Here is a 21,520-nt window from a genome sequence, read left to right on the forward strand (position 1 = left end):
AATGGTGATAGCAACGGTAAACTCAGGTCCGGAAAACTTCGCCGACTCGTTTTGCTACTATTTTCTCTTCACCGGCCTTCATCACCCAGGCGGTTATATTCACTGCATAATCACCCGTACCCATCACCTCAATGGAAGGATTACCAGCCCTGAGCTTTTCCCGGAATTCTTCCGTAGTCATTTTAATTACCGAGGGGTCCCAGGTGATCCGCAGGGTTGGAGTTACATTTCCCAGAGAAGGGACCCTGACTTCGGTTTTTATTCCAGGTATTGTTTTTACCCCCTGCTCGATCACCGCTATACGTTGTTCCCATTCTTTCCATATCCGGTTATGATCCATCTTCACATAATTGTCCAGCGCGACATACATTCCTATGATTTCTTCCTTGTTAACTTTCATTCCTCTGCCAATGGTAGAACCGCGGGGTGCCATACTTAACCTGGCTGCTGCAATCAGATTCTTTTTCCCCATTAACAATCCTGCACTCTGCGGTCCTTTCATGGCTTTTCCACCTGAGATACAAACGAGATCAAAACCCATGTCGTTAAACTTCCAGAGATTGCTCACCGGCGGCACATCCGCAGCAATATCGATCATGGTAGGTATCTGATGTTTCTGTCCGAGGCTCACCCATTCTTCGTGGTTTATCACTCCCTTATCTGATTGCACATGCAGAAACCAGAGTAATGCTGTTTTTTCATTGATAGCCTTTTCCAGTTCTTCCCGTGTTTCCACCTGTATGATTTTGCAGCCCGTATTAGATAACGCCTGGGCATAACCGACAAAATGCCCTTTCTGCATAATCACTTCTGATTTCATACCCGTGCCTTCCAGGTGGGGCAACATTTCAGCTTTTTTAGGATCCGACCCTGTAAGTACACCAGCGAGGCCGAGAGTCATGGCGGAAAAACATCCGGAAGTAACAACGGCAGATTCCGCATGGGTGATCACGGCAATTCTTTCTCCGACTTTGTCCTGCAATTCATCAAGGAGACAAAATGCTGTGGAACTTTCGCGGATGGCTTCTACTACTTCAGGCTGCATCAGCGATCCGGTCATAAACGTATAGGTCCCTGCTGCATTGATAAACGTGCGAACTCCAAGTTCTTTGAAAATATCTTTGTTCTTTGGTGTTTGATCACTGGAAGGCATGTTTTCCGACATGGCCGATTGACTCAGTCCAAACGGCAGGGGCAGTAACCCCAGCGTCTTTAGTATGGATCTTCTGTTCATAAGCAGGAAGTGAAATCGTGAATGAATCTGATCAGTGAAGATCAGCATGTTTTAGTTCCTATGGCTGTTATTCTCAGGCTATCGTTGGCTGGTGTCGTTCCTGGAATTTATTGGATTGCAATGCAGTCCATTTCTACCAGGGAGTCACCTGGTACACCACCTTTCGCAACAGCCACTGTTGTACGAACAGGTGGATTTTTCCCGAACCGGCCGCGAAACACATCATTCATTTCCTTATAATCTTTAATATCATCGAGGTATACGTTCACTTTCACTACTTTGTCCATAGAGCTGCCGGCTTTGATCAGTTCCTTTTCGAGTTCTTTCAATACGTGGTCGGTGTGTGATTTAATATCACCTTTAAAATGCGCGCCTTTACCGGCTATAAACACCATACCGCCAAATTTTGTATGACCTGAAAACAGCGGTATTTCCTGGTTGTCTGCCTCTCCGTTTTCAAGCAGTTCCGTCGGGGTGTTAATAATACCATGCGCATTTGACTTTGCAGCATGTACCACCGCCGGTGCAGCGGCAATACCGGCAACGGCAGTGATAATTTTCCGAAGTAATGATCTTCTTTTGTTTTGCATGTGCAGTTCCGTTTTGGGGATTTGTTAATGTTGGTTTAATCAGCAGTACAGGAAACCAGCTGTTGGCTTCCTGAATTAAGATAAAACATTTTGGGAAAGTTGAATGTTTTAAGTGGTAGGTTATAAGTAAAGGTTTGCGGAGGTTGATAGTTCTGAATTTGCGACCAGGGTAATCGTTCATACTTTGTCAGGGGTATTCTGATAGTAGCAGTCTGACACGACGTTAAATGGGAAACGGCGATACGAACTATAGGAATTCAGAGTATTAGATTTAATCTTTCATTAGCAGAAATGCTATTTCTGCGTAAATCAAACAACAAAAAAGTCCGAAAGCCTTTTTAAAATTTAACGAGTTAACTTATAGCTTATCACCTAACACATATCACCTGGACCACTCCGGGCATTAATATTCATTATCCAAACAAACTATATGAATTCGGGCTTTTGAATTTTATCTTTCGGCAGCGAAATTCTATTTCTGTGGAATTCTAAAAACAAAAAAAAAGACCCGAAGGTCTTTTCAAAATATCAAGAGCATACGTTTTACGTTCAACGTTTCACGTTCAACCTAACCCAGTTTCTTCTTCAGATTCTCATCGATCGCATCCAGGAACTCCTCTGTGTACAGATAGTGTTCACCGTGGTTTACTTTGTTACCGTGAATACACACGGCGAGATCCTTGGTCATCTTTCCGCTTTCAACAGTTTCGATACAAACTTCTTCAAGTGCGTTTGCGAAATCGATCAAAGGCTGGTTGTTATCCAGTTTACCACGAAACGCAAGGCCTCTCGTCCATGCGAAAATAGAAGCGATCGGATTGGTGCTTGTCGGGCGACCTTTCTGATGCTCGCGGTAGTGCCTCGTCACAGTACCATGTGCAGCCTCAGCCTCCATTGTTTTTCCATCAGGAGTAACGAGTACTGAGGTCATCAATCCGAGTGAGCCATAACCCTGGGCGACAGAATCACTCTGTACATCACCATCATAGTTTTTGCAGGCCCAGATAAATCCACCGTTCCACTTCATCGCGCTGGCAACCATATCATCGATCAAACGATGTTCGTAGGTAATGCCTTTCGCGTCGAACTGTGTTTTGAATTCATTATCAAAAATCTCCTGGAAAATATCTTTGAAACGACCATCATATTTTTTGAGGATGGTATTTTTTGTACTCAGGTACAAAGGCCAGCCTTTTTGCAGAGCCATATTCATACAGCTTCTTGCAAAACCTTTGATACTTTCTTCTGTGTTGTACATGGCGAGTGCAACACCACCACCTTTGAATTTGAACACTTCATGTTCAATCACTTTTCCATCTTCGCCTTCAAATCTGATCGTGAGTTTTCCTTTGCCGGGAATTACAAAATCAGTTGCGCGGTACTGATCGCCAAAGGCATGACGACCAACGATGATTGGCCTGTCCCATGTAGTTACGAGACGAGGAATATTTTTGATTACGATCGGCTCGCGGAAAACGGTACCGTCAAGAATATTGCGGATAGTCCCGTTCGGGCTCTTCCACATTTGTTTCAGGCTGAATTCTTTTACACGATCTTCATCAGGTGTTATAGTAGCGCATTTGATACCAACGCCGTATTGTTTAATTGCGTTAGCTGCATCAACAGTTACCTGGTCATCAGTCTGGTCGCGGTATTCCACTCCAAGATCATAATATTTTATATCAACTTCCACATAGGGCAGGATGAGTTTGTCTTTGATAAATTTCCAGATGATCCTGGTCATCTCATCCCCGTCCAGTTCAACTACGGGATTGGCAACTTTTATTTTTTGGGCCATCGCTGTTGGTTTGGTTTTATTTTAATGATAAGGGTCACAAAAGTAAGGGTCATGCGCTTAAACGCAAAAGGAAAAGCTGCCGGAAAAGGTCTGAAATCAAATATTCACCACCAGTATGGGGATTTTCAATTCGTGACGCACCGAGTTGATCGTTTCTCCATATAGGAAATCCTTCAGGCCCGAGTGGCCGTGAGCTCCGATCACGAGAAGGTCCGCACCTCCATCATTGACCAGTCGCGCTATTTCCCTCGCCCGGTCATGAAAACCAAGTTTTGTTTCAACGTCAAACCCTTCCGCCTCCATCAGTTGTTTGTAATTGTTGATTTGTTCGTTGTCCCGGCGTGTTTCATAATCATCGCTTTCTTTTCCCAGGATCACCGTGGATGGACTTTCAACAATATGAATTAAAAGAAAACGGGTTTCTGAATGCCCCTGGGACACAGCATGCGAAATGAGCTTGTGATCAAATTCGCTGAACTCAAGAGCAACAGCAATCTTTTTATATATTGGTTTCTGCAATCTGAGCGTTGATGCTGCTTCCCGGTGCATGTTAATCGAATGATCTGATTTGGTTTTTTTGATGAAAGGAATGAAAGTGATGTATCCAAGGAGTACAAGAAATCCCAAACCGACCACGATTACCAGTATTTTCCACAACAACCGGCCTTCTTCACCAAACAGATTGCCAATTTCGGCAGTCAGCATTTTAAGGTTGAGATAGACTAATATCACTGCGATGATCCATGCAAAAATCCGGGTCACCGGTTTAATCGCAAAGGCACCCATTTTATTTTTATCGCTGACGAAATGAATCAGTGGAATAATGGCGAAACCCAATTGCAGACTGAGGATTACCTGGCTCAGAATCAAGAGTGAATCCACTTCATTATCTCCGAACACAGTGATAACAATAAATGCCGGTACAATTGCCACAAGACGCGTAAGTAACCTTCTCACCCACGGATTTATTCGTAAACGCAGATAACCTTCCATGACGATCTGTCCTGATAATGTTCCCGTGATCGTAGAACTCTGCCCTGCAGCAATCAATGCGATGGCAAAAAGCTTTGGCGCCAGTTCAGTGCCCAGTAAGGGACTTAATAATTCGTGCGCTTCTTCAATTCTTGCCACATCTGTCCTGCCTGTTTTGAAGAAGACCGTTGCTGCGAGTACAAGAATCGCTGCGTTTACAAAAAATGCCAGGTTCAATGCAATCGCGCTGTCGATTACACTCATCTTTAAAGCCTTTCGAATACTGGTTTCATCTTTCCTGATCTTCCGCGTTTGTACGAGTGCTGAGTGAAGATAAAGGTTGTGAGGCATCACCGTGGCACCTATAATTCCTATAGCAATAAATAACGCTTCGTTGTTTTCGATGCGCGGAACAAAACCTGTAGCAACTTCTGCGAGATTGGGTTTCGCAAGTATGATTTCAGTGAGAAAGGAAAAACCGACAATGGCGACAAGACTGATGATGAATATTTCCATCTTCCTCATACCGAGTCGTTGAAGAAAGAGCAGGAGCAGGGTATCCAGCACCGTTACTGCCACACCCCAGGTGAGTGGAATTCCGGTAAGCAGATGAAGACCAATCGCCATACCGAGAACTTCAGCCAGATCTGTTGCGGCAATCGCTACTTCAGCAAGTATGTAAAGAATAAAATTGATGGGTTTCGGGTAGGTTTCACGGTTAGCCTGTGCAAGATCTCTGCCCCGGACGATTCCCAGTCTTGCAGACAAACTCTGCAGCAGCAGGGCCATCAGATTACTCATCAGCAAAACCCAGATAAGAGAATAACCGAACTTGCTCCCCCCTGCGAGGTCAGTCGCCCAGTTTCCGGGATCCATATATCCCACACTTACAAGATATGCTGGTCCGAAGTAGGCAAAAATCCTTTTCCACCAGGGTTTGCCTTCTACCTTGCTGGTATCAATCGAGCCGTGTACTTCGCTCAATGATTCATCCGGAAAATCTTTACTTCTTAACATACTTCACGTAAATATTTTGTGCCAGCCTTTCGCTGATGGTAAATGCAGGCAGGTTTCTGATTTTTATTTCAAGAGAGTGATCAAAAGGAAATTTTTTCTTTACTTCTATGCGGGTGCCAATACCAATATTGTTGTGCTTCAGCATATCCAGCATTGCTGCAGATTGGTTGGCAACGCTGCTCACTTCGGCAATCTGGTTTGCGGTTAATTCAGTAAGGAGGATATGATCTGTCGTCGCGATTTTTCCGAGTTGGTCGGGGATCGGATCTCCATGCGGATCAAATTTTGGAAAGCCCAGGTATTCATCGAGTTTGTCGATGAGTTTTTTGCTCGAAACATGCTCTAATTCTTCCGCCACTTCATGAATTTCATCCCAGGCAAACTGCAGTTTTACGGATAAAAAATATTCCCATAAACGATGACGCCTGATGATGCTCAATGCAACTTTCTTACCTTCTGTACTCAGGCGGAAACCCTGGTATTTTTCATAGTGAAGGAGTTTTTTTGCTTTCAGCTTTTTCAACATATCCGTCACCGAAGCTGGCCGGGTGTGTAATTCTTCCGCAAGTTCATTTGTAGAAACATTCTTACTGTCCCCCTGCAAATGATAAATGCTCTTGATATAGTTTTCTTCGCTTTGTGAATAGTTCATGTGACCTGAAAAAAATATTTAGACAAATCTAAAAAATTAATTGTGAATTAACCAAGCTTTTCATGGCCTCAGAATAAAAACCTATAAATTAGCTGAAAGAATTGTTGATGTACAGGCTGTTTTTATTGTTACTTCCATTGATTTTGCTTTCCGGATGTAAGAGAAAAAAGCCTGTGATTTCCGGAGATGAACCTGTGGAAATTACGGACTTTATCGAGGCATTTCCAGCCGTGAAACTTTCATTCATGATGAGCGATACGGGTATTGTGAAGAAATCGGCAGATTCGATGCTGATCAGCAAAACTATTCTCAAACAGTTTGTACCGGATTCTATTTATGCAAAGGAATTTCCAAAGGGGACAACGCCAAAATTTTACATGCTGGGCCGCGAGGCTGTGAAAGGAGGGGAGACCTATCTTTTCATGAAAGCTGCTACACCGGCCAAATCGGTGGGATACGTATTGTGCTATGACAAAGATGATGTTTTTAAAGCGGCGATGCCTTTTGTTTTCAGCAGCACCGACAGGCGGGTTGTTTACGAAGGTGGTATGGACCATCGCCATACGATAACGCGTAACCGAATCCGGAAACTTCCTGACGGTCAGACCTATAATAAGAATGTTTACGTATACAATTCCGCCGGAACGTTCACCCTTATCCTGAATGAAAGCAATGAAGCAGTAGAAGAAACAGAAATTTATAACCCGATCGATACACTGGCAAGGAAATTCCCGCGTAGCGGAGATTATGCAAAGAATAAGAAGAACTTTATTTCCTTCCGGGATGGTGGTAAATCAAGCCAGCTCCTGTTCTTCATACATTTCGAGCAGAATGAAGGTGCCTGTAAAGGGGAGCTGCGGGGAGTCGCTGATCTGGTAAAACCCAATGTAGCTTTGTATCGGAGATCCGATGATCACTGCGAACTTGAATTTACTTTTACCAAAAACGAAGTCAAGGTCAGGGAACTTGAAGGTTGTGGAAATCATCGGGGTGTCAAGTGCAGTTTCGATGCTGCTTACAACAAGAAAAAAGAGGCTAAAAAGACCAAGCCCAAATCCTGATCGCGGTGATAATCACCGTAATACAATCATTTAACAGAAAATGCGTTAATATTGCGGCCTGAATTTTACGGACCAGAAACCACTATTATGGCTAAATTTCAGCAATATCACGTTCCTTATACTATCGATCCTCGCTACGCGAAAAAGGTATGTTACTTCTCCATGGAGTTTGCTATACATCAGCCTTTGAAGATCTACAGCGGTGGTCTTGGCTTTTTATCAGGTTCACATTTACGCAGTGCGTATGAGTTGAGGCAGAACCTGATAGGCATCGGTATACTCTGGAAATACGGGTATTATGACCAGGCAAGAAACCAGGACCAGACCCTGCAGGTACAATGGAACGAGAAGATCTACAACTATCTTGAAGATACGGGCATCAAGTACCAGATTAATATACATGATGCTCCCGTTTGGGTGAAAGTGTTTTACCTCAATCCTGAAACATTCAAAAGCGCTCCGTTGTTTCTGCTGAGTACTGATGTACCGGAGAATGATTACGTTTCACAGACCATTACTCATCGTTTGTATGATGCAAACGTTGCTACGAAAGTGGCGCAGTTTATTCTGTTGGGAATTGGAGGAGCGAGACTCGTTGAAGAGCTGAAGTTCAAACCTGAAGTTTATCATCTGAATGAGGCACATGCGATTTCCCTGGTATTTCATTTGTACAAGAAACTGGGTAGTGTTGAACAGATCAGGAAACAACTCGTATTCACCACGCATACGCCTGAAGAAGCAGGTAATGAAAAGCACGATATTCATCTTTGCCTGAAGATGTCCTATTTCAACGGCTTAACGCTGGATGAAGTACGCAAACTCACAGGCATAACCGATGATCAGTTCAATCACTCTCTTGTTGCACTTCGCTTTGCACGGTTGGCCAATGCAGTATCTGAATTGCATGGTCATGTGAGCAGGAAGATATGGGCGAGGTATGATGGCATTTGTCCCATCATCCACATTACGAATTCACAGAACTGGAAATACTGGGCCGATAAGCAGCTGTATTTTTCGATGGATGAGGCAAATGAAGAGCGTTTCGAAGACAGAAAGAAATACCTGAAACGCCGTGCTTTCGATATCGTGGCAGATCAGACAGGAAAACTGCTTGATCCGAATGTGTTCACCGTGGTTTGGGCCCGTCGTTTTGCAGGTTACAAACGTGCAGATCTGATCACGCGTAACAAACAACGTTTTGAAGCACTGCTGAATAACAAAAAATATCCGATTCAATTTATCTGGGCCGGTAAGCCATACCCGGTGGATTATCCTGCAATCAGCGATTTCAATCATCTCGTACATATCAGCAAACAGTATCGCAATATGGCCGTTTGCGTAGGATATGAACTGACACTCAGTAAGAGATTGAAACAATCTGCAGATCTCTGGTTGAACAATCCCCGCGTGCCACGTGAGGCCTCAGGAACCAGCGGTATGACTGCAGCAATGAACGGAGCTGTGAACTTCTCCACCAATGATGGCTGGATTGTTGAGTTCATCAACCATGGCAATAATGGTTTTGTGGTTCCTCCTACGGACTATGAAAAAATGCAGGTGCATGAGCAGGATGAATACGATCTCAATTTCATGTATGATATCCTGGAGCGTCAGATCCTTCCGGCATATTACGACACTCCAAGCACATGGCGCCAGATTGTACAGAACGGAATGCGTGATGTTCGCTTCCGCTTTGATTCCAACCGAATGGCCAACGAGTATTATGAACTGCTGTACAACGCACAGTGATTGTGCACCGTAATATCTTTTAAGAATGATCAAACCATTCCGGATAGCGATTGAGGTTCGCTGGGCTGACCTGGATCCCAATTTCCACATGCTTCATTCGAAGTATTATGACTTTGCAGCGCATATCCGTACGCGTTATCTTGTGGAACATGGTTTTACACCCGAGGCTATGCGGAAATTAGGTGTTGGACCCATTCTTTTCAGGGAAGAATGTGTATTCAGGCGTGAGCTCCTTTTCCAGGATAAGGTTGAAATAGATTTCTGTCTTACTGCGGCACGAAGGGATATGTCGCGTTTCAGTTTCAGGCATCATATCTATAAAAACGCCGACACTGTTGCTGCAGTGATTAATGTTGATGGGGCGTGGATCGATCTTGTAAAAAGAAAACTGACGGGTCTGCCATCAGAAGTATCTCAAAAATTTCTTGATGTTGTTCCCAAAAGTGAAGATTTTATATGGCAGGAACCTGAGAGTTAGTGTTTGCTGCTTTGTTTTCTCGCTATCTGTCCGATAGTCCTGTTGGAATCAATTTGTTTTTCATCTGATGCTTTTACAGCAACCCAGTCAGCGAGATCCGCTGTTGTAAGTACACCTTGCTTCCGCGAGAATTCAGTTCCCTGACGATAAAGTATATATGTTGGCAGCGCCTCAACATTTAAATTCAACATCAGTTTGGATTCAGTACTGCCATCCATTGAAATTACTTTCACCTGGCCTGTCTGTGTATTTTCAAAATCGCTTAGTATGGATTCCATCTTTTTGCAGGGCGGAGACCATGCTGCATTGAAACCTACAATCACCTGTGGTGCGCTATTAATAAGCTTTGCATATTCTTCTGTTGGCGTTTCCTTGCCGTGAGGTTTGCATTCAACGAGCTTTTTTCCAGAAGTCTTCCAGGCAATCAAACCGCCATCGAGGTTTTTGACGTTGGTGAAACCTTCTCCCCGCAAAAATTCAGCAGCTTCAAGACCTCGTTTACCACTCATGCAATACACCACCAGGGGTTTGTCTTTATCGAGATAGTTGATTCTTTCTGCAAATTGATTCTGATCCAGCCAATCCGCCTGCAAGGCTCCCTTAAGATGGCCACTACGGAATTCACCAATCGTTCTTACATCCAGCACCTGTGCGCCTGAATCATAAGCGAGTTTTGCAAACTCAGATGGTTTTATGTTCGCTTCTTCGTGAGAGAGATGCGAACAGGAAAATACAGCCGTAAGAGTTAGTGACAGTAAAATTATTTTTGCGCTACTCATGCAGGTTTTAATTCCTGATCAAAATTAATAAGGTTATAAGATAATCAGCCTTCACCATTTGTTAAACCGCTATTGTTTAACACTTACAAAGTACAGTAATGCAATTAACGGAAAAATCAATCCTAAACACCAGATCAATGTAAAGAAAAATTTTGTTCGTAGCGTCGCCTCGGCTGTGTTGGCTTTGAACAATGTCTTTGTCAGGTTCCGGATAGCCTGATTGTCGGCCTCTGTAAGACTCTCTTCGTCCTCCTCTTCATAAAATTTTAACATTTTCTTTCGAATTGATTCCAGCTGATCGTGGCTCAGATCTTCGTATGCACGATTGAGGTTAATGCCTTCCCTGGTCATAAACCTCCGGAGTTTTTGAAGGCTGTACAATGTCCTTAACCGGAGAATGGGAATCAATACAATAACAAGAAGTAGGTAATTATGAAGAAACCACGACAACAGTACTACAACCAGCGCAGAAATTAAAAGAAATGAAATCTGGACAATTACATTATTTTCAAAATAAAGCGTTTGTAATAATTGCCCGCCGTCTAATGGAATTACGGGCAGCAGGTTGAAGCCATTCAGCAGAAGAAAAAGAACAGTTCCTTCAAACAGCAATGGATTCGGTTTGGCGAGATAGATGAAAAAAAGTATCACGCCGACAATGATGCCAGGGATTGGCCCCGCGAGAATCATGATTGATTTCTGTGCGGGAGAAATTCCTTCTGATTTGCCGGAAACAAATGCACCAAGAAAAGGTATAAAAAGCATACGCACATCTTTATATCCATAAGCTTTCATCACAAGGAAATGCCCGCATTCATGGAAGACGATCACCGCAATAAGCAATATTACATGGCGGAATTCCCTGAAGATGGCATAGTATACGAGGACATAAAGCAATAATCCCGTTAACGTTTTTAACCAGGGACGGGCAATACTATCGGCCGATATTTTATCTGCATCCATCGTAAGCAACTAAAATAAGTCATCAGCAATTGAAATCGATGATATAAATAAAAAAAACGGTCCGGAAAACTCCGGACCGTCAAATCAAAACAAACAAACTATTTATGCATCAATTCTATCGAGCTGAATAGTACAATGAATTTTGATATCATTACTTACCAGCGCACCACCAGCTTCGGTCAGAACATCCCATGTCAGACCAAAATCTTTACGTGCGATCACACCATTCACTTCAAAACCTGCTTTTGTTTTACCATAGAAAGGATCCTTATTGATACCTTCAAACACAACATCAAGAGATATTGGTTTGGTTACATCTTTCACCGTCAGGTTTCCGGTAAGAATATATTTGTCATCACCTTTTTTCACCAGGTCAGTTCCCACAAATTTTATTTCGGGGTATTTTTCTGCATCAAAAAACTCAGGTGATTTCAGGTGACCATCGCGTTGTTCATTTCCCGTGGAAACGCTTCCTGTTTTAGCAGTGAATTCAATTTCTGCTCCACGGAAATCGTTATTATCAGTCGTTACTGTTCCTTCGTAGTCGGCAAATCTCCCTGTCACTGTCGTTATCACCAGGTGCTTTGCTTTAAAACTGATTTCAGAGTGTGCGGCATCTATTGCCCAGGTAGTTTTAGTTGCTGTTGTCGTATTCATAATTTTTGTTTTAATGTTTGTACAGCAAAGGTACCGCTACCTGGTAAGGCATTGTTGTACAAACGAGGGGCATAATTGTACTTTTTACGGCCGACCGCTATACTGGAGGAAAGTGGTAGGTAGTCGATAGCAGGGAGTCTGGAACCTGTCGGTCGGCAGGTCGGCAGGCAAGAGCCAAAATCAGAAGACTAAAGCTCAAAGTCTGTAAAATTTTTGTAGAGACTACGCGATGCATTTCGTATTTGTGGAGAGTATAAAGAATTCTCTACCATTTTAACTTCGTATTTCAATCTATTACAAGCTCAGCTATCACTTGGTAAAAAGTCGGTACTCAAATATCTGCTACCAATTGCCTATTTACGGGTTTTTTATAATGCGTACATTATCATGCAGAGATGCAAAAAATAATCAGACCCAACTTTTAATAAAAAGCCACCGGTAACAGTTATGTGAGCGGTGGCACTTTTAAAAAAAATTTCTACAGTGACTTATTTTCTATTGCTGTTCTCATATCATCTAATTCCCTGAGCCTCTCTTGTTTTTTCTCTAACTGGGAGGTGAGTTTGGTTATTTTTTTTCCTGCTCTGTTACACTGTCATCTGCATTGCTAGCATGCTGCGCATTCCTGTAGGCTTTCTTTGCTTTCTTTTTTGCGCTTTTAGCCTCGCTTAAGTCACCTTTAGTCGCCTTCGCTGCCTGTTGGCTACTTGCATTGGCACTGCTTTGAGCATCCGTAGTTGCTTCTCCCGCTTTTGCCTGAAAACCCGGCAGGTTATTTTGAGCTATAGTGAGTTTAGATGTAAGTTCGGCAATGTCATTACTTACCTGTACATATTCCTTATTCAGCTTAACGGTATCTGCAGTCGTTTTATATTTTTGCGAATAAAGAGCCGAAGCGGAAAATAGCAGCAGGCTTGTAATTAGAAAAAGTTTTGTTTGTTTCATTAATTAAATTTTTCGTGATAAAATAGGTATAAGTCTTCAATAAAGGGTAAGTTCCTTGCAATCTTGCACCTACCTTTATTTCATTTCCTTTTTATAGTATTGGTACTTTGAAAACCAGTATTGAGTGAATCACCAATATATCGTGCTCCTATCTCTGGTAAAAGAATGAGCAGAACCTTTCCATTTAAAATAATGTTTACACTGCTTAAAGATTAAGAAAGTCGTCAGTAAGATTTGCAACCAATGTTTGTGAAGAAGTCGAAACGGGTGCTATTGCTGTGGTATACTTACAAGGTAAGCTATTAAACTGGATATAAATTAATTTGTTTTGATTTTTAAGCCTACCTTTTCAATCGCACTTCGTAATAAATCTTTCCTTTTACATCTGCTTCTATTGTAATTCTTCAAATCATTGCGGCTGCAGCTTTAAAGAACGTTTTTATTAAATAATGATTTATGATACCTAAAATTGAATTAAGACTTGGCAACTGGGTGATAAATAAGGAAGGTAACTTTTGCAAAATAATGAATGGAGCTTCTATCGATGATGCCGATAGTTTCTCAGCTATAGAGTTGAATCAGGCAATCTTAAAGAAATGTGGCTTTAGTTTTCACGATTATTTTAAAACATGGCAAAAGAAGCAGGTGTTGCCTAAAATGGGATACTTGCTTGAGATGGACCAGGATTATAACGTAAAAGATTTTGGCCAAAGATATATAGGTGTCCGCCTAACTGCATTACACCAGCTACAAAATTTATTGTTTCAGTTAAAAGGAGTTGAAATAGATTTTGAAGTTGCAGAAAAAAATGGTTGAGTGAAAATATTTGTCTTACTATGAACAAACGCGGCCCGATTATTATAATTGAAGATGACATTGATGACCAGGATTTATTGAATGACATTTTTAAAGAGCTCGATTATAAGAACGAACTTATTTTCTTTGGCGATAGTGTACAAGCTTTGGAATACCTGACCAAAACGGAGATTGAGCCCTTTCTCGTCCTTTCGGATATAAATATGCCAAAATTAAGCGGCATGGAATTGAGAGAAAAAATTCACAATAATGAAGATTTAAGGTTAAAATCCATCCCTTACCTTTTCTTTTCCACAAGTGGCGAACAGAGACATGTAATCGATGCCTATTCAAGGTCTATTCAAGGATTCTTTGTTAAACCAGTCAGTTATGATAAACTAAAAAAGGTTATCATAAAGATTGTGGAATACTGGCAGGAATGTGAGTCGCCTAATTATATTAAAAATGCTCAATAAAAAGAATCTTTACTCAAAAGCGGAAATTTCTGCTGCATATCAAGATGCTTGAATTTTTAGTCGACAAAATGTGCGAAAACCAAAACCGGATTTTTTGTAAATGCCCTGGACGAATTCAAATATCTGCTACCAACTGCTCCATAGAAGGGTATCATAATCAATAGACCGTTTTGTTTAACACACTGTTTGCTGCTCTGTCACCTTCTGGCCATTGCCTCTGCTGTCTACCGTCTACACTTGCTGCAGCTCTGTCCTGAACGACGTAAAACTCTTTCCCTGGTGCTGCCGGAAAAGTTTGCTGAAATGTGCCGGATCATCAAAGCCAAGTTCAAAAGCAACTTCTTTCGCGCTGGTATTGGAGTAGGTTGCAAATCGTTTTGCTTCCAGCATGATGCGATTGAGAATAAAATCTTTCGCTGACATCCCTGTTTCAGTAGAGAGTACTTCATTCAGGTAATTAGCTGTGATATGCATTTCTGCAGCATATTCCGCCACTTTGTGCCATTGCGCAAACTTATTATCCAGGAGATCCTTGAATTGTTTTACAAGCTGAGCTTTTGCATGTGAGCGTTCCTGGAATATCAATCCGTACTCTTCACGGATACGCATACACTCGAGTACAAAAAGTTTTAACAGCGAAACGATGGCCTCGTTGAAAAACTTCTGACGGTCCTGATATTCCTTTTCAATCATATGCATGATCTGCCTGAGTGTATTGGCTTCTTCCGCCCCGGGAATTTTCAGGGGAGCCACATCATCGCAACGGAAAAAGAAGCCGCTTTCTTTCAGCCAGTCGACCTGGAATCCGTTCTTCTCAACAAAATCCGCTGTAAAGAGCATCACATACCCTTCATGGCCAGGCTCCATCTGCAGGTTGTGTACCTGTTCCGGACTGATAAAAAACAACGTATTATCTGTGACTTCATAGGATCTGAAGTCAATATCATGTCTCCCTTTTCCCTCCCTTACCCAGATGATCGTATAATAGTTATGCCTGTGCGGTGTATGCAGTTCCGGCTGCTGTGCAGCTTCCACTTCCTGCATCGTCTTTAAAACAAACTGGACGGGACGACCATTGTTTGTCAGTTCAAGAGAGGCGATCACCGGCCTGCCAATTCCAGATTTATTCATTTCACTTGTGATTATCGCAAAGCTAAAAATAAGCAAATAGTCAGAAGCGCTGAAATCGGGCTGTGGGTAAAGACCGCATCTGGTTTGAAGCAATTCAATTAAATTACCGGCTTAATTTTTTTTCCTGAATGGCAAAAATCCTGGTCTTATTTGCGCATCCCTTGCTCGAGAAATCGCGTGTGCATAGCAAACTTGCTGCTGCGGCAAAAAAAGTAAAAGGGGTGACTTTTCACGATTTATACGAAGAATATCCGGATTTTGATATTGATGTAAATGAAGAGAAAGAATTATTGCTTGCCCATGACATCATCGTTTTGCAACATCCATTCTACTGGTACAGCGCGCCACCCATAATTAAACAATGGCTGGACCTGGTGCTGGAGTACGGCTGGGCATATGGCAGGGGTGGTGTTGCATTAACAGGTAAATTTGTTCTCCAGGTGGTATCCGCCGGAGGAAAGCAAGAACTCTACTCACCCGAAGGAAGAAACCGGTTTACCTTCCGGCAATTTCTTACTCCTTTCGAACAGAGTTTCCGGCTATGCCATATGGAATATCTTTCGCCATATGTTATACATGGTACGCATCGTTTAAGTATAACCGAAATTGCCGAAGTTGCTGCAGGATATGCACAATTGCTTACTGCACTTCAAACGGGCCAGATACAACCCGAACAACTGGCCGGTGAAAATTATATTGATGGTGTTAAAGGATTGATCGCATTAAACAACTCATTACATGAACAGTGATTTTTTAATACAGGCACTAGGCTATCTCGCGGCAGCCGTGGTTTTTGTACCGATCGCAAAAAAACTAGGCATGGGATCCGTGCTGGGCTATCTCATAGCCGGAATTATTATTGGTCCGTATGTTACTGGTTTTATCGGGCAGCAAGGTGATGATATCATGCATTTCGCTGAGTTTGGTGTCGTGATGATGCTCTTCCTGGTAGGATTGGAACTTGAACCTGAGTTGCTCTGGCGCATGCGTTCCAGTATACTTGGAATGGGCGGGCTGCAGGTGCTGATCACCGCAGCTGTGGTAGCATTATTGTCGTTGCCTTTCCATATGCATTGGAAAGAGGGACTTGCTCTCGGGCTCATCATTGCGATGTCATCCACAGCAATTGTTCTGCAGACGCTTAATGAAAAAGGATTGATGCGTGCGTCAGCCGGACAAAGTGCATTTGCTGTATTATTATTCCAGGATATTGCCGTGATCCCGATACTCGCAGTGTTGCCGTTACTGGCTGTTCATTCCGTTGCCGCTACCGGGGCGGATGCAGAAAAACATACCTGGATCAGCGGCCTTCCGGGATGGCTTCGTACTATATCTGTCATTGGTGCAGTTGTGGGCGTTGTACTTGCAGGACGATATATCATTAATCCATTACTGCGCATTGTGGCACGCACAAGGCTACGCGAAATATTTACTGCGACGGCATTATTGCTGGTGGTTGCTATCACTGTATTTATGGAGAAAGTAGGCCTGAGTCCTGCATTGGGAACATTTGTGGCCGGTGTCGTTCTTGCCAACAGTGAATACAAACATGAACTTGAAAGTGATATTGATCCTTTCAAGGGTTTGTTGCTGGGTCTGTTTTTTATGGCTGTGGGGGCCTCTGTGAATTTTAATATGGTGGCTTCAAAGCCGATTCTCATTGTAAGTCTCGTGATGTCGATCATCCTGATCAAAGCACTGATTCTTTTTATGCTTGGCAGAGTTTACAAATTGGGCATGGATCAGAACCTGTTATTCGCGACCGCGCTTTCCCAGGTGGGTGAATTTGCATTTGTGTTGTTGTCTTTTTCTTCCGAAGGAAATATCCTGAGTAAAGAGGTTATCGAGATCATGATGGCGGTGGTGGCCATTTCCATGGCGCTCACACCATTCCTGCTTTTATTCAATGAAAAATGGCTCACACCAAAGCTGGGTTGTAAAATCGAAGAGAAGGTTGAAGAGGAAGTCACCGTCATCAACGAAAAAAACAAAGTCATCATTGCGGGCTTTGGCCATTTCGGAAGCACGATCGGTCGGTTTCTTCGCGCGAACGGAGTTACACCTACATTGCTTGAGATTGATTCCGATCAGGTGGAGCTGCTCCGGAAAATGGGTTTCAATGTTTATTACGGTGATGCCACACGCGCTGATCTCCTGAAATCTGCAGGAGCAGATGAAGCATCAATTTTAATCGTTGCAATAGGAAATCCTGAGAAAGTGTTGGAAGTAGTGGAAACTGCAAAGAAACATTTTCCTCACCTGCAACTGCTCGTACGTGCAAAAAACAGGATGGATGCATATGAGTTGATGGATGCGGGAATGATGCATATCTACCGTGAAACGATTGATACTTCTCTTCGTCTTGGTCAGGATGCTTTAAAAATGCTTGGCTTCCGCGCTTATCGTACAAAAAGAGCAGCATCCATATTTTTAAAACATGACGAAAAATCATTGAAAACGCTGGCTGCCACTCGCGATGATCTTGGTCAGTACATTACTACTGCAAGGGAAAGAATGGAAGAACAGGAAAAAATTATCCAGACCGATTTGGAAGATATGGGTCTCAACCGCGATGAAGCCTGGGATTCAGAATCGTTGAGGGAAGAAGCGGCGAACGTTGAACGTTAAACGTTAAAAGTAGAACGTTAAACGTAGAACGTTAAACGTACGCCTAAGCGGGTGCTTTGCTTATTCTTGTTTGCAGGCACCAATCAATATGATAATACAACTAACAATTATTACTTACCATTTCAATAAAGGATCAGATTACCAGTCAGCTGCAATATTTAACATTAAACCTGTAAGACTTAGTAAATGCTTTGTTTTCCCCATATTGTAAACAGGAGAACATTTCAATCAATCTTGTAAAGTAATGTATAGACTGAAACCGGCAAATACGAATAAGCTTTGCCTTCGCATGAGCTAACGTTCAACGTTCTACGTTCAACGTTCTACGTTCAACGTCGTAGGCTTTCCGAAGCAGCATCAGATAAGGCTCAATCATGTGATGCTGAAAGGTCTTTGCAGGATCTTCTGGGTATTTCTGATTGTATTCTGCATCGGGAAGTAAAACGATCGGAATTCCTGCGCGCATGAACATGCTGTTGTGTGCATAAGCAGGTTCTTCAAATTGCGGCAATACTTTCTTCACCAGTTTGCACATTTTTTTTCCGAGATATTTTTCTGTCCTTTTTTGTGCTTTTCTTGTTGACCGTTCCAGTTTGTTGAACATGCCATTGACATACCAGCGTACATAAAACTTCTGCTGACCAAGGATAGGAGTGAGGTCGCGAAAAGGGCTCCCGGCATTAAAATCTTTTGCTGTCTGTATAGTAATAGGCGTTTCGGGTACCCAGTCCAGCGCATTGACTATCGTGTAGGCCATGCCGTTACGGGTGATAAAATCGAAATCGTACGCATAATATAGATTGCCCACTTTCGGAGCCGCACTGCAATAGGATTTGAACACAATATCAGGCGGAATAATTCCCCCGGTTTGAGCATGACGTAAATAACTTGTAGCTAGTGTTGCGAGTGCTCCGCCCTGGCTGTGTCCGATGATCAGTACATTCCGGATATTTTTTTCTTTATAAACCGTGTTTAGTTCTCTTACTACTTCGGGCACGAGATATCCCAGGCCGATCATCCAGCCGATATGAACAGTGGCTTTCGGACTTTCAGCGAGTTTGTATTTAAAATCAGTACTGTCGTTTAAATGGATGGAACCTGTTGCCGGAACCATTGCTGCATAAAAATTGGCCAGCCAGCTGATCGGATTAGCAACTGTCCCGCGAAAACTGACTACGGCCACATGATCATCCCGAAGCCAGAGTTCCCAAAGATTTTTTAATCCCATTTCAGCGGACCTGTATTTTAAAATGTATTTATGTACGACGCCAGATTCTTTTCCCAGGGGAATATCTGCGGTGTGGGTGATTGCATTGATGTTGAGAAGGTCTTCATATTCTGCCGGATTAAAACCCGGACTGAACTCATCCTGTGAAAAACTGATTATGGAAATAATTGCGCATACGAGCAGTAATATGCTGGACTTCATTCAGTTTTGATTTAGGAATAAAAGTAATTAATAGTTGTCAGTTGTCGGTTGTCGATGTCAGAAACAGCCAGTTCATCGTTGTTCGTTGTTCGTTTTTCGTTGAAACAGCCAGGTTTCTGTTTTCATTTGTAGTACACTGTCTCTGATTTCAGTTTCTCCGCTGGGTTGTCGGTTGTCTGAAGCAGCCAGTTCATCGTTGTTCGTTTTTCGTTGAAACAGCCAGGTTTCTGTTTTCATTTGTAGTACACTGTCTCTGATTTCTGTTTCTCCGCTGGGTTGTCGGTTTTCAGAAACAGCCAGTTCATCGTTGTTCGTTGTTCGTTTTTCGTTGAAACAGCCAGGTTTCTGATGCCTGTTTTCAGTTTCGGTTCACTGTTTCTGTTTCCGTTTTCTGCTTTTCTAACTGTATTCTCAGACACATTGCTTCCAAAAGAGCTAACGTTCTACGTTTAACGTTCTACGTTATACCTTCCTGAATCCTCGCAGGAAATCTTCCACCTGCATCCTTTTCTTTCCTTCCAGTTGCAATTCTTTTACATCGACATATCCATCTGCACAGGCGAAGGATAATCTTTGTTTTCCATCGGTTTCAAATTCGCCGGGAGGAATTGACGGACCGGTGATTCTCTTTTCTGTTTTGAAGATTTTGCAGTTTTTATTTTGCAGTGTAGTGAAAGCTCCGGGAAAAGGAGAGAGGCCGCGGACCTGGTTGTGTACTTCAGCAGTTGTTTTGCTGAAATCAATTTTGCAATCTTCTGTAAATATTTTCGGTGCGTGTTTGAGTTGGTCGGGATTCAGCTGGTCCTGGGTGATGGTACTGATATCACCATTGACTATTTTCTGAATGGTTTCCACTAAAAGATCTGCTCCCACCACTTTCATACGGTCATGTAATTCACCAGCAGTTTCATTTTCGCCGATGGAAATCCTCCTTTGAAGAAGAATATCTCCGGTGTCGATCTGGTGTTTCAGTTTGAAGGTAGTGACGCCTGTTTCCGTTTCTCCATTCATAATGGCGCGATTGATTGGTGCAGCTCCGCGATATTGAGGAAGTAATGAACCATGCACATTGATGGTTCCCATCGGCGGCATATCCCATACCATTTCCGGAAGCATCCGGAATGCAACAACGATCTGCAGGTCGGCTTTTAATTCCTGCAACTCAGATAGGAAAGATGGGTCTTTTAATTTCAGCGGTTGAAGTACTTTAATACCATTAGCAACAGCAAATTTTTTGACTGCACTCTCATTGACCTGCAAACCACGGCCCGCGGGTTTGTCTGGCGCGGTAACCACAGCAATCACTTCAAAACCAGCATTCAGTACGGCTTCCAGCGAAGCGACTGCAAAATCCGGGGTTCCCATAAAAATAATCCGGGGATTTTTCATGGGTGCAAGATTACGCTAACGTGCTGAAATACCAGTCTTAAAGTGAATAATGATCTTGAAAGAAGCAGGAAGACAAGAATGTTCAGCCAGAAGCTTATTTTTTGATGATTTTCACCCCTTCATGTGGATTCCTTTGGGGTAAATTTAATAGTCCCAATTGTGACGGATGAGGTAAATTTGCTGTTCGTTCATACAACGGCTGCAGGTTTTTATCTTCGGTGCAGCAAGGACTGGTTCATTGGCCCGTCTTAAAAAAGATAATATTCAAAAACAAAAAATAGAAAAATTATGCAAGCAAAAGTGGGTGATGTGGTACGGGTACACTACACCGGCAAATTACTTGATGGCACTACTTTCGATTCGTCCGTCGGTCGCAGTCCGCTGGAATTTACCGTCGGTGGTGGAATGATGATCGCCGGTTTCGATGAAGGCGTAAAAGGAATGCAAGTGGGTGATAAAAAAACAATCCAGATCGCGCCCGGAGATGCTTATGGTGAAAGGGATGAATCGGCTGTGATCGATTTTCCGAAATCAAATATCCCGGAAAATATGCCGATCGAAGCAGGTATGCAGTTAACGCTGAGAGATCAGAGAGGGAATCCTATTCCTGTTGTTGTTCTTGAGGTGAAAGATGACATTATCGTTCTCGATGCAAATCACGCGCTTGCTGGCAAGGACCTCGTTTTTGATGTTGAGCTGGTGGAAATCGTTGGCGGAAAACCGTTGATTATTACGCCGGATCAATTTTAAAAGGAGACGGTAGACGGTAGGAACAGC

The 21,520-nt window shown here is 42.8% G+C and carries 20 protein-coding genes; 8 read left to right on the plus strand and 12 right to left on the minus strand.

The window, feature by feature from the left end; all coding sequences use genetic code 11:
* Positions 1-22 precede the first annotated feature (22 nt).
* The 5 genes from P2W82_RS20765 to P2W82_RS20785 form a co-directional block, all read right to left on the minus strand.
* Entirely contained in the window at positions 23-1,234 is a 1,212-nt protein-coding gene (locus P2W82_RS20765) for an aminotransferase class V-fold PLP-dependent enzyme (RefSeq protein ID WP_336517861.1), read from the minus strand.
* A 107-nt stretch (positions 1,235-1,341) separates the two neighbouring features.
* Positions 1,342-1,824: a RidA family protein gene (locus P2W82_RS20770; RefSeq protein ID WP_336517862.1), complete on the minus strand. Its 483-nt coding sequence runs from the start codon at positions 1,822-1,824 to the stop codon at positions 1,342-1,344.
* 568 nt (positions 1,825-2,392) lie between these two features.
* Complete coding sequence (locus P2W82_RS20775; RefSeq protein WP_336517863.1) at positions 2,393-3,622, minus strand: NADP-dependent isocitrate dehydrogenase; 1,230 nt, start codon at positions 3,620-3,622, stop codon at positions 2,393-2,395.
* 96 nt (positions 3,623-3,718) lie between these two features.
* Entirely contained in the window at positions 3,719-5,611 is a 1,893-nt protein-coding gene (locus P2W82_RS20780) for an Nramp family divalent metal transporter (RefSeq protein ID WP_336517864.1), read from the minus strand.
* A complete protein-coding gene (locus P2W82_RS20785) occupies positions 5,598-6,263 on the minus strand; it encodes a metal-dependent transcriptional regulator (RefSeq protein ID WP_336517865.1) in 666 nt (221 codons plus the stop codon). The genes P2W82_RS20780 and P2W82_RS20785 overlap by 14 nt, the downstream gene beginning before the upstream one ends.
* 107 nt (positions 6,264-6,370) lie before the next feature.
* On the opposite strand from P2W82_RS20785, the gene P2W82_RS20790 reads away from it, so the two are divergent.
* The 3 genes from P2W82_RS20790 (at position 6,371) to P2W82_RS20800 (ending at position 9,551) form a co-directional block, all read left to right on the plus strand.
* Positions 6,371-7,324 carry a hypothetical protein gene (locus P2W82_RS20790; RefSeq protein ID WP_336517866.1) on the plus strand — a complete coding sequence of 318 codons (954 nt, stop codon included), beginning with the start codon at positions 6,371-6,373 and terminating at the stop codon, positions 7,322-7,324.
* A gap of 87 nt (positions 7,325-7,411) precedes the next feature.
* Positions 7,412-9,073 (plus strand): alpha-glucan family phosphorylase, encoded by a 1,662-nt coding sequence (glgP, locus tag P2W82_RS20795; protein ID WP_336517867.1) that lies wholly within the window; start codon positions 7,412-7,414, stop codon positions 9,071-9,073.
* A gap of 25 nt (positions 9,074-9,098) precedes the next feature.
* Positions 9,099-9,551 (plus strand): acyl-CoA thioesterase, encoded by a 453-nt coding sequence (locus P2W82_RS20800; RefSeq protein WP_336517868.1) that lies wholly within the window; start codon positions 9,099-9,101, stop codon positions 9,549-9,551.
* Here the strand turns inward: P2W82_RS20800 and P2W82_RS20805 are convergent.
* The 4 genes from P2W82_RS20805 to P2W82_RS20820 all read right to left on the minus strand — a co-directional run bounded on the left by P2W82_RS20805 (position 9,548) and on the right by P2W82_RS20820 (position 12,895).
* A complete protein-coding gene (locus P2W82_RS20805) occupies positions 9,548-10,330 on the minus strand; it encodes a rhodanese-like domain-containing protein (RefSeq protein ID WP_336517869.1) in 783 nt (260 codons plus the stop codon). The two genes, P2W82_RS20800 and P2W82_RS20805, sit on opposite strands and share 4 nt — an antisense overlap.
* A 69-nt stretch (positions 10,331-10,399) precedes the next feature.
* Positions 10,400-11,293: a site-2 protease family protein gene (locus tag P2W82_RS20810; RefSeq protein ID WP_336517870.1), complete on the minus strand. Its 894-nt coding sequence runs from the start codon at positions 11,291-11,293 to the stop codon at positions 10,400-10,402.
* A gap of 102 nt (positions 11,294-11,395) precedes the next feature.
* Positions 11,396-11,950, minus strand: a complete 555-nt coding sequence (locus P2W82_RS20815; RefSeq protein ID WP_336517871.1) for a YceI family protein — start codon at positions 11,948-11,950, stop codon at positions 11,396-11,398.
* A gap of 567 nt (positions 11,951-12,517) precedes the next feature.
* The gene (locus tag P2W82_RS20820) at positions 12,518-12,895 is read right to left on the minus strand and encodes a hypothetical protein (protein WP_336517872.1); all 378 of its coding nucleotides are present in this window, start codon (positions 12,893-12,895) and stop codon (positions 12,518-12,520) included.
* Positions 12,896-13,351: 456 nt separating this feature from the next.
* Between P2W82_RS20820 and P2W82_RS20825 the strand changes: the two genes are divergently transcribed.
* A complete protein-coding gene (locus P2W82_RS20825; RefSeq protein ID WP_336517873.1) occupies positions 13,352-13,711 on the plus strand; it encodes a hypothetical protein in 360 nt (119 codons plus the stop codon).
* A gap of 20 nt (positions 13,712-13,731) precedes the next feature.
* Positions 13,732-14,166 carry a response regulator gene (locus P2W82_RS20830; RefSeq protein WP_336517874.1) on the plus strand — a complete coding sequence of 145 codons (435 nt, stop codon included), beginning with the start codon at positions 13,732-13,734 and terminating at the stop codon, positions 14,164-14,166.
* A gap of 231 nt (positions 14,167-14,397) precedes the next feature.
* Here the strand turns inward: P2W82_RS20830 and P2W82_RS20835 are convergent, their stop codons facing one another.
* A complete protein-coding gene (locus P2W82_RS20835) occupies positions 14,398-15,297 on the minus strand; it encodes a helix-turn-helix domain-containing protein (protein ID WP_336517875.1) in 900 nt (299 codons plus the stop codon).
* Between the two features lie 128 nt (positions 15,298-15,425).
* On the opposite strand from P2W82_RS20835, the gene P2W82_RS20840 reads away from it, so the two are divergent.
* Together P2W82_RS20840 and P2W82_RS20845 are read left to right on the plus strand one after the other, a co-directional pair.
* Complete coding sequence (locus P2W82_RS20840; protein WP_336517876.1) at positions 15,426-16,046, plus strand: NAD(P)H-dependent oxidoreductase; 621 nt, start codon at positions 15,426-15,428, stop codon at positions 16,044-16,046.
* Positions 16,036-17,925: a monovalent cation:proton antiporter-2 (CPA2) family protein gene (locus tag P2W82_RS20845; protein ID WP_336517877.1), complete on the plus strand. Its 1,890-nt coding sequence runs from the start codon at positions 16,036-16,038 to the stop codon at positions 17,923-17,925. The genes P2W82_RS20840 and P2W82_RS20845 overlap by 11 nt, the downstream gene beginning before the upstream one ends.
* A 301-nt stretch (positions 17,926-18,226) precedes the next feature.
* On the opposite strand, the gene P2W82_RS20850 is transcribed toward P2W82_RS20845, so the two are convergent.
* Positions 18,227-19,354: a lipase family protein gene (locus tag P2W82_RS20850; protein WP_336517878.1), complete on the minus strand. Its 1,128-nt coding sequence runs from the start codon at positions 19,352-19,354 to the stop codon at positions 18,227-18,229.
* Positions 19,355-19,816: 462 nt separating this feature from the next.
* On the minus strand, positions 19,817-20,743 hold the full coding sequence (gene fmt, locus P2W82_RS20855) for a methionyl-tRNA formyltransferase (RefSeq protein ID WP_336517879.1): 927 nt from the start codon (positions 20,741-20,743) through the stop codon (positions 19,817-19,819).
* 288 nt (positions 20,744-21,031) lie between these two features.
* Here fmt and P2W82_RS20860 point away from each other — a divergent pair, with 288 nt between their 5' ends.
* Positions 21,032-21,493, plus strand: coding sequence for an FKBP-type peptidyl-prolyl cis-trans isomerase (locus P2W82_RS20860; protein ID WP_336517880.1), 462 nt, complete (start codon positions 21,032-21,034; stop codon positions 21,491-21,493).
* Positions 21,494-21,520 lie beyond the last annotated feature (27 nt).

The organism is Pollutibacter soli (genome assembly GCA_029269725.1).
Classification (GTDB): domain Bacteria; phylum Bacteroidota; class Bacteroidia; order Chitinophagales; family Chitinophagaceae; genus Pollutibacter; species Pollutibacter soli.

Coding starts and splice junctions, on each gene's coding strand:
- P2W82_RS20800 (WP_336517868.1), top strand. CDS start 9,099: ATGATCAAACCATTCCGGATAGCGATTGAGGTTCGCTGGGCTGACCTG.
- P2W82_RS20825 (WP_336517873.1), top strand. CDS start 13,352: ATGATACCTAAAATTGAATTAAGACTTGGCAACTGGGTGATAAATAAG.
- P2W82_RS20815 (WP_336517871.1), bottom strand. CDS start 11,950: ATGAATACGACAACAGCAACTAAAACTACCTGGGCAATAGATGCCGCA.
- P2W82_RS20830 (WP_336517874.1), top strand. CDS start 13,732: ATGAACAAACGCGGCCCGATTATTATAATTGAAGATGACATTGATGAC.
- P2W82_RS20790 (WP_336517866.1), top strand. CDS start 6,371: ATGTACAGGCTGTTTTTATTGTTACTTCCATTGATTTTGCTTTCCGGA.
- P2W82_RS20845 (WP_336517877.1), top strand. CDS start 16,036: ATGAACAGTGATTTTTTAATACAGGCACTAGGCTATCTCGCGGCAGCC.
- P2W82_RS20770 (WP_336517862.1), bottom strand. CDS start 1,824: ATGCAAAACAAAAGAAGATCATTACTTCGGAAAATTATCACTGCCGTT.
- P2W82_RS20765 (WP_336517861.1), bottom strand. CDS start 1,234: ATGAACAGAAGATCCATACTAAAGACGCTGGGGTTACTGCCCCTGCCG.
- glgP (WP_336517867.1), top strand. CDS start 7,412: ATGGCTAAATTTCAGCAATATCACGTTCCTTATACTATCGATCCTCGC.
- P2W82_RS20850 (WP_336517878.1), bottom strand. CDS start 19,354: ATGAAGTCCAGCATATTACTGCTCGTATGCGCAATTATTTCCATAATC.
- P2W82_RS20820 (WP_336517872.1), bottom strand. CDS start 12,895: ATGAAACAAACAAAACTTTTTCTAATTACAAGCCTGCTGCTATTTTCC.
- P2W82_RS20805 (WP_336517869.1), bottom strand. CDS start 10,330: ATGAGTAGCGCAAAAATAATTTTACTGTCACTAACTCTTACGGCTGTA.
- P2W82_RS20775 (WP_336517863.1), bottom strand. CDS start 3,622: ATGGCCCAAAAAATAAAAGTTGCCAATCCCGTAGTTGAACTGGACGGG.
- fmt (WP_336517879.1), bottom strand. CDS start 20,743: ATGAAAAATCCCCGGATTATTTTTATGGGAACCCCGGATTTTGCAGTC.
- P2W82_RS20810 (WP_336517870.1), bottom strand. CDS start 11,293: ATGGATGCAGATAAAATATCGGCCGATAGTATTGCCCGTCCCTGGTTA.
- P2W82_RS20780 (WP_336517864.1), bottom strand. CDS start 5,611: ATGTTAAGAAGTAAAGATTTTCCGGATGAATCATTGAGCGAAGTACAC.
- P2W82_RS20840 (WP_336517876.1), top strand. CDS start 15,426: ATGGCAAAAATCCTGGTCTTATTTGCGCATCCCTTGCTCGAGAAATCG.
- P2W82_RS20835 (WP_336517875.1), bottom strand. CDS start 15,297: ATGAATAAATCTGGAATTGGCAGGCCGGTGATCGCCTCTCTTGAACTG.
- P2W82_RS20785 (WP_336517865.1), bottom strand. CDS start 6,263: ATGAACTATTCACAAAGCGAAGAAAACTATATCAAGAGCATTTATCAT.
- P2W82_RS20860 (WP_336517880.1), top strand. CDS start 21,032: ATGCAAGCAAAAGTGGGTGATGTGGTACGGGTACACTACACCGGCAAA.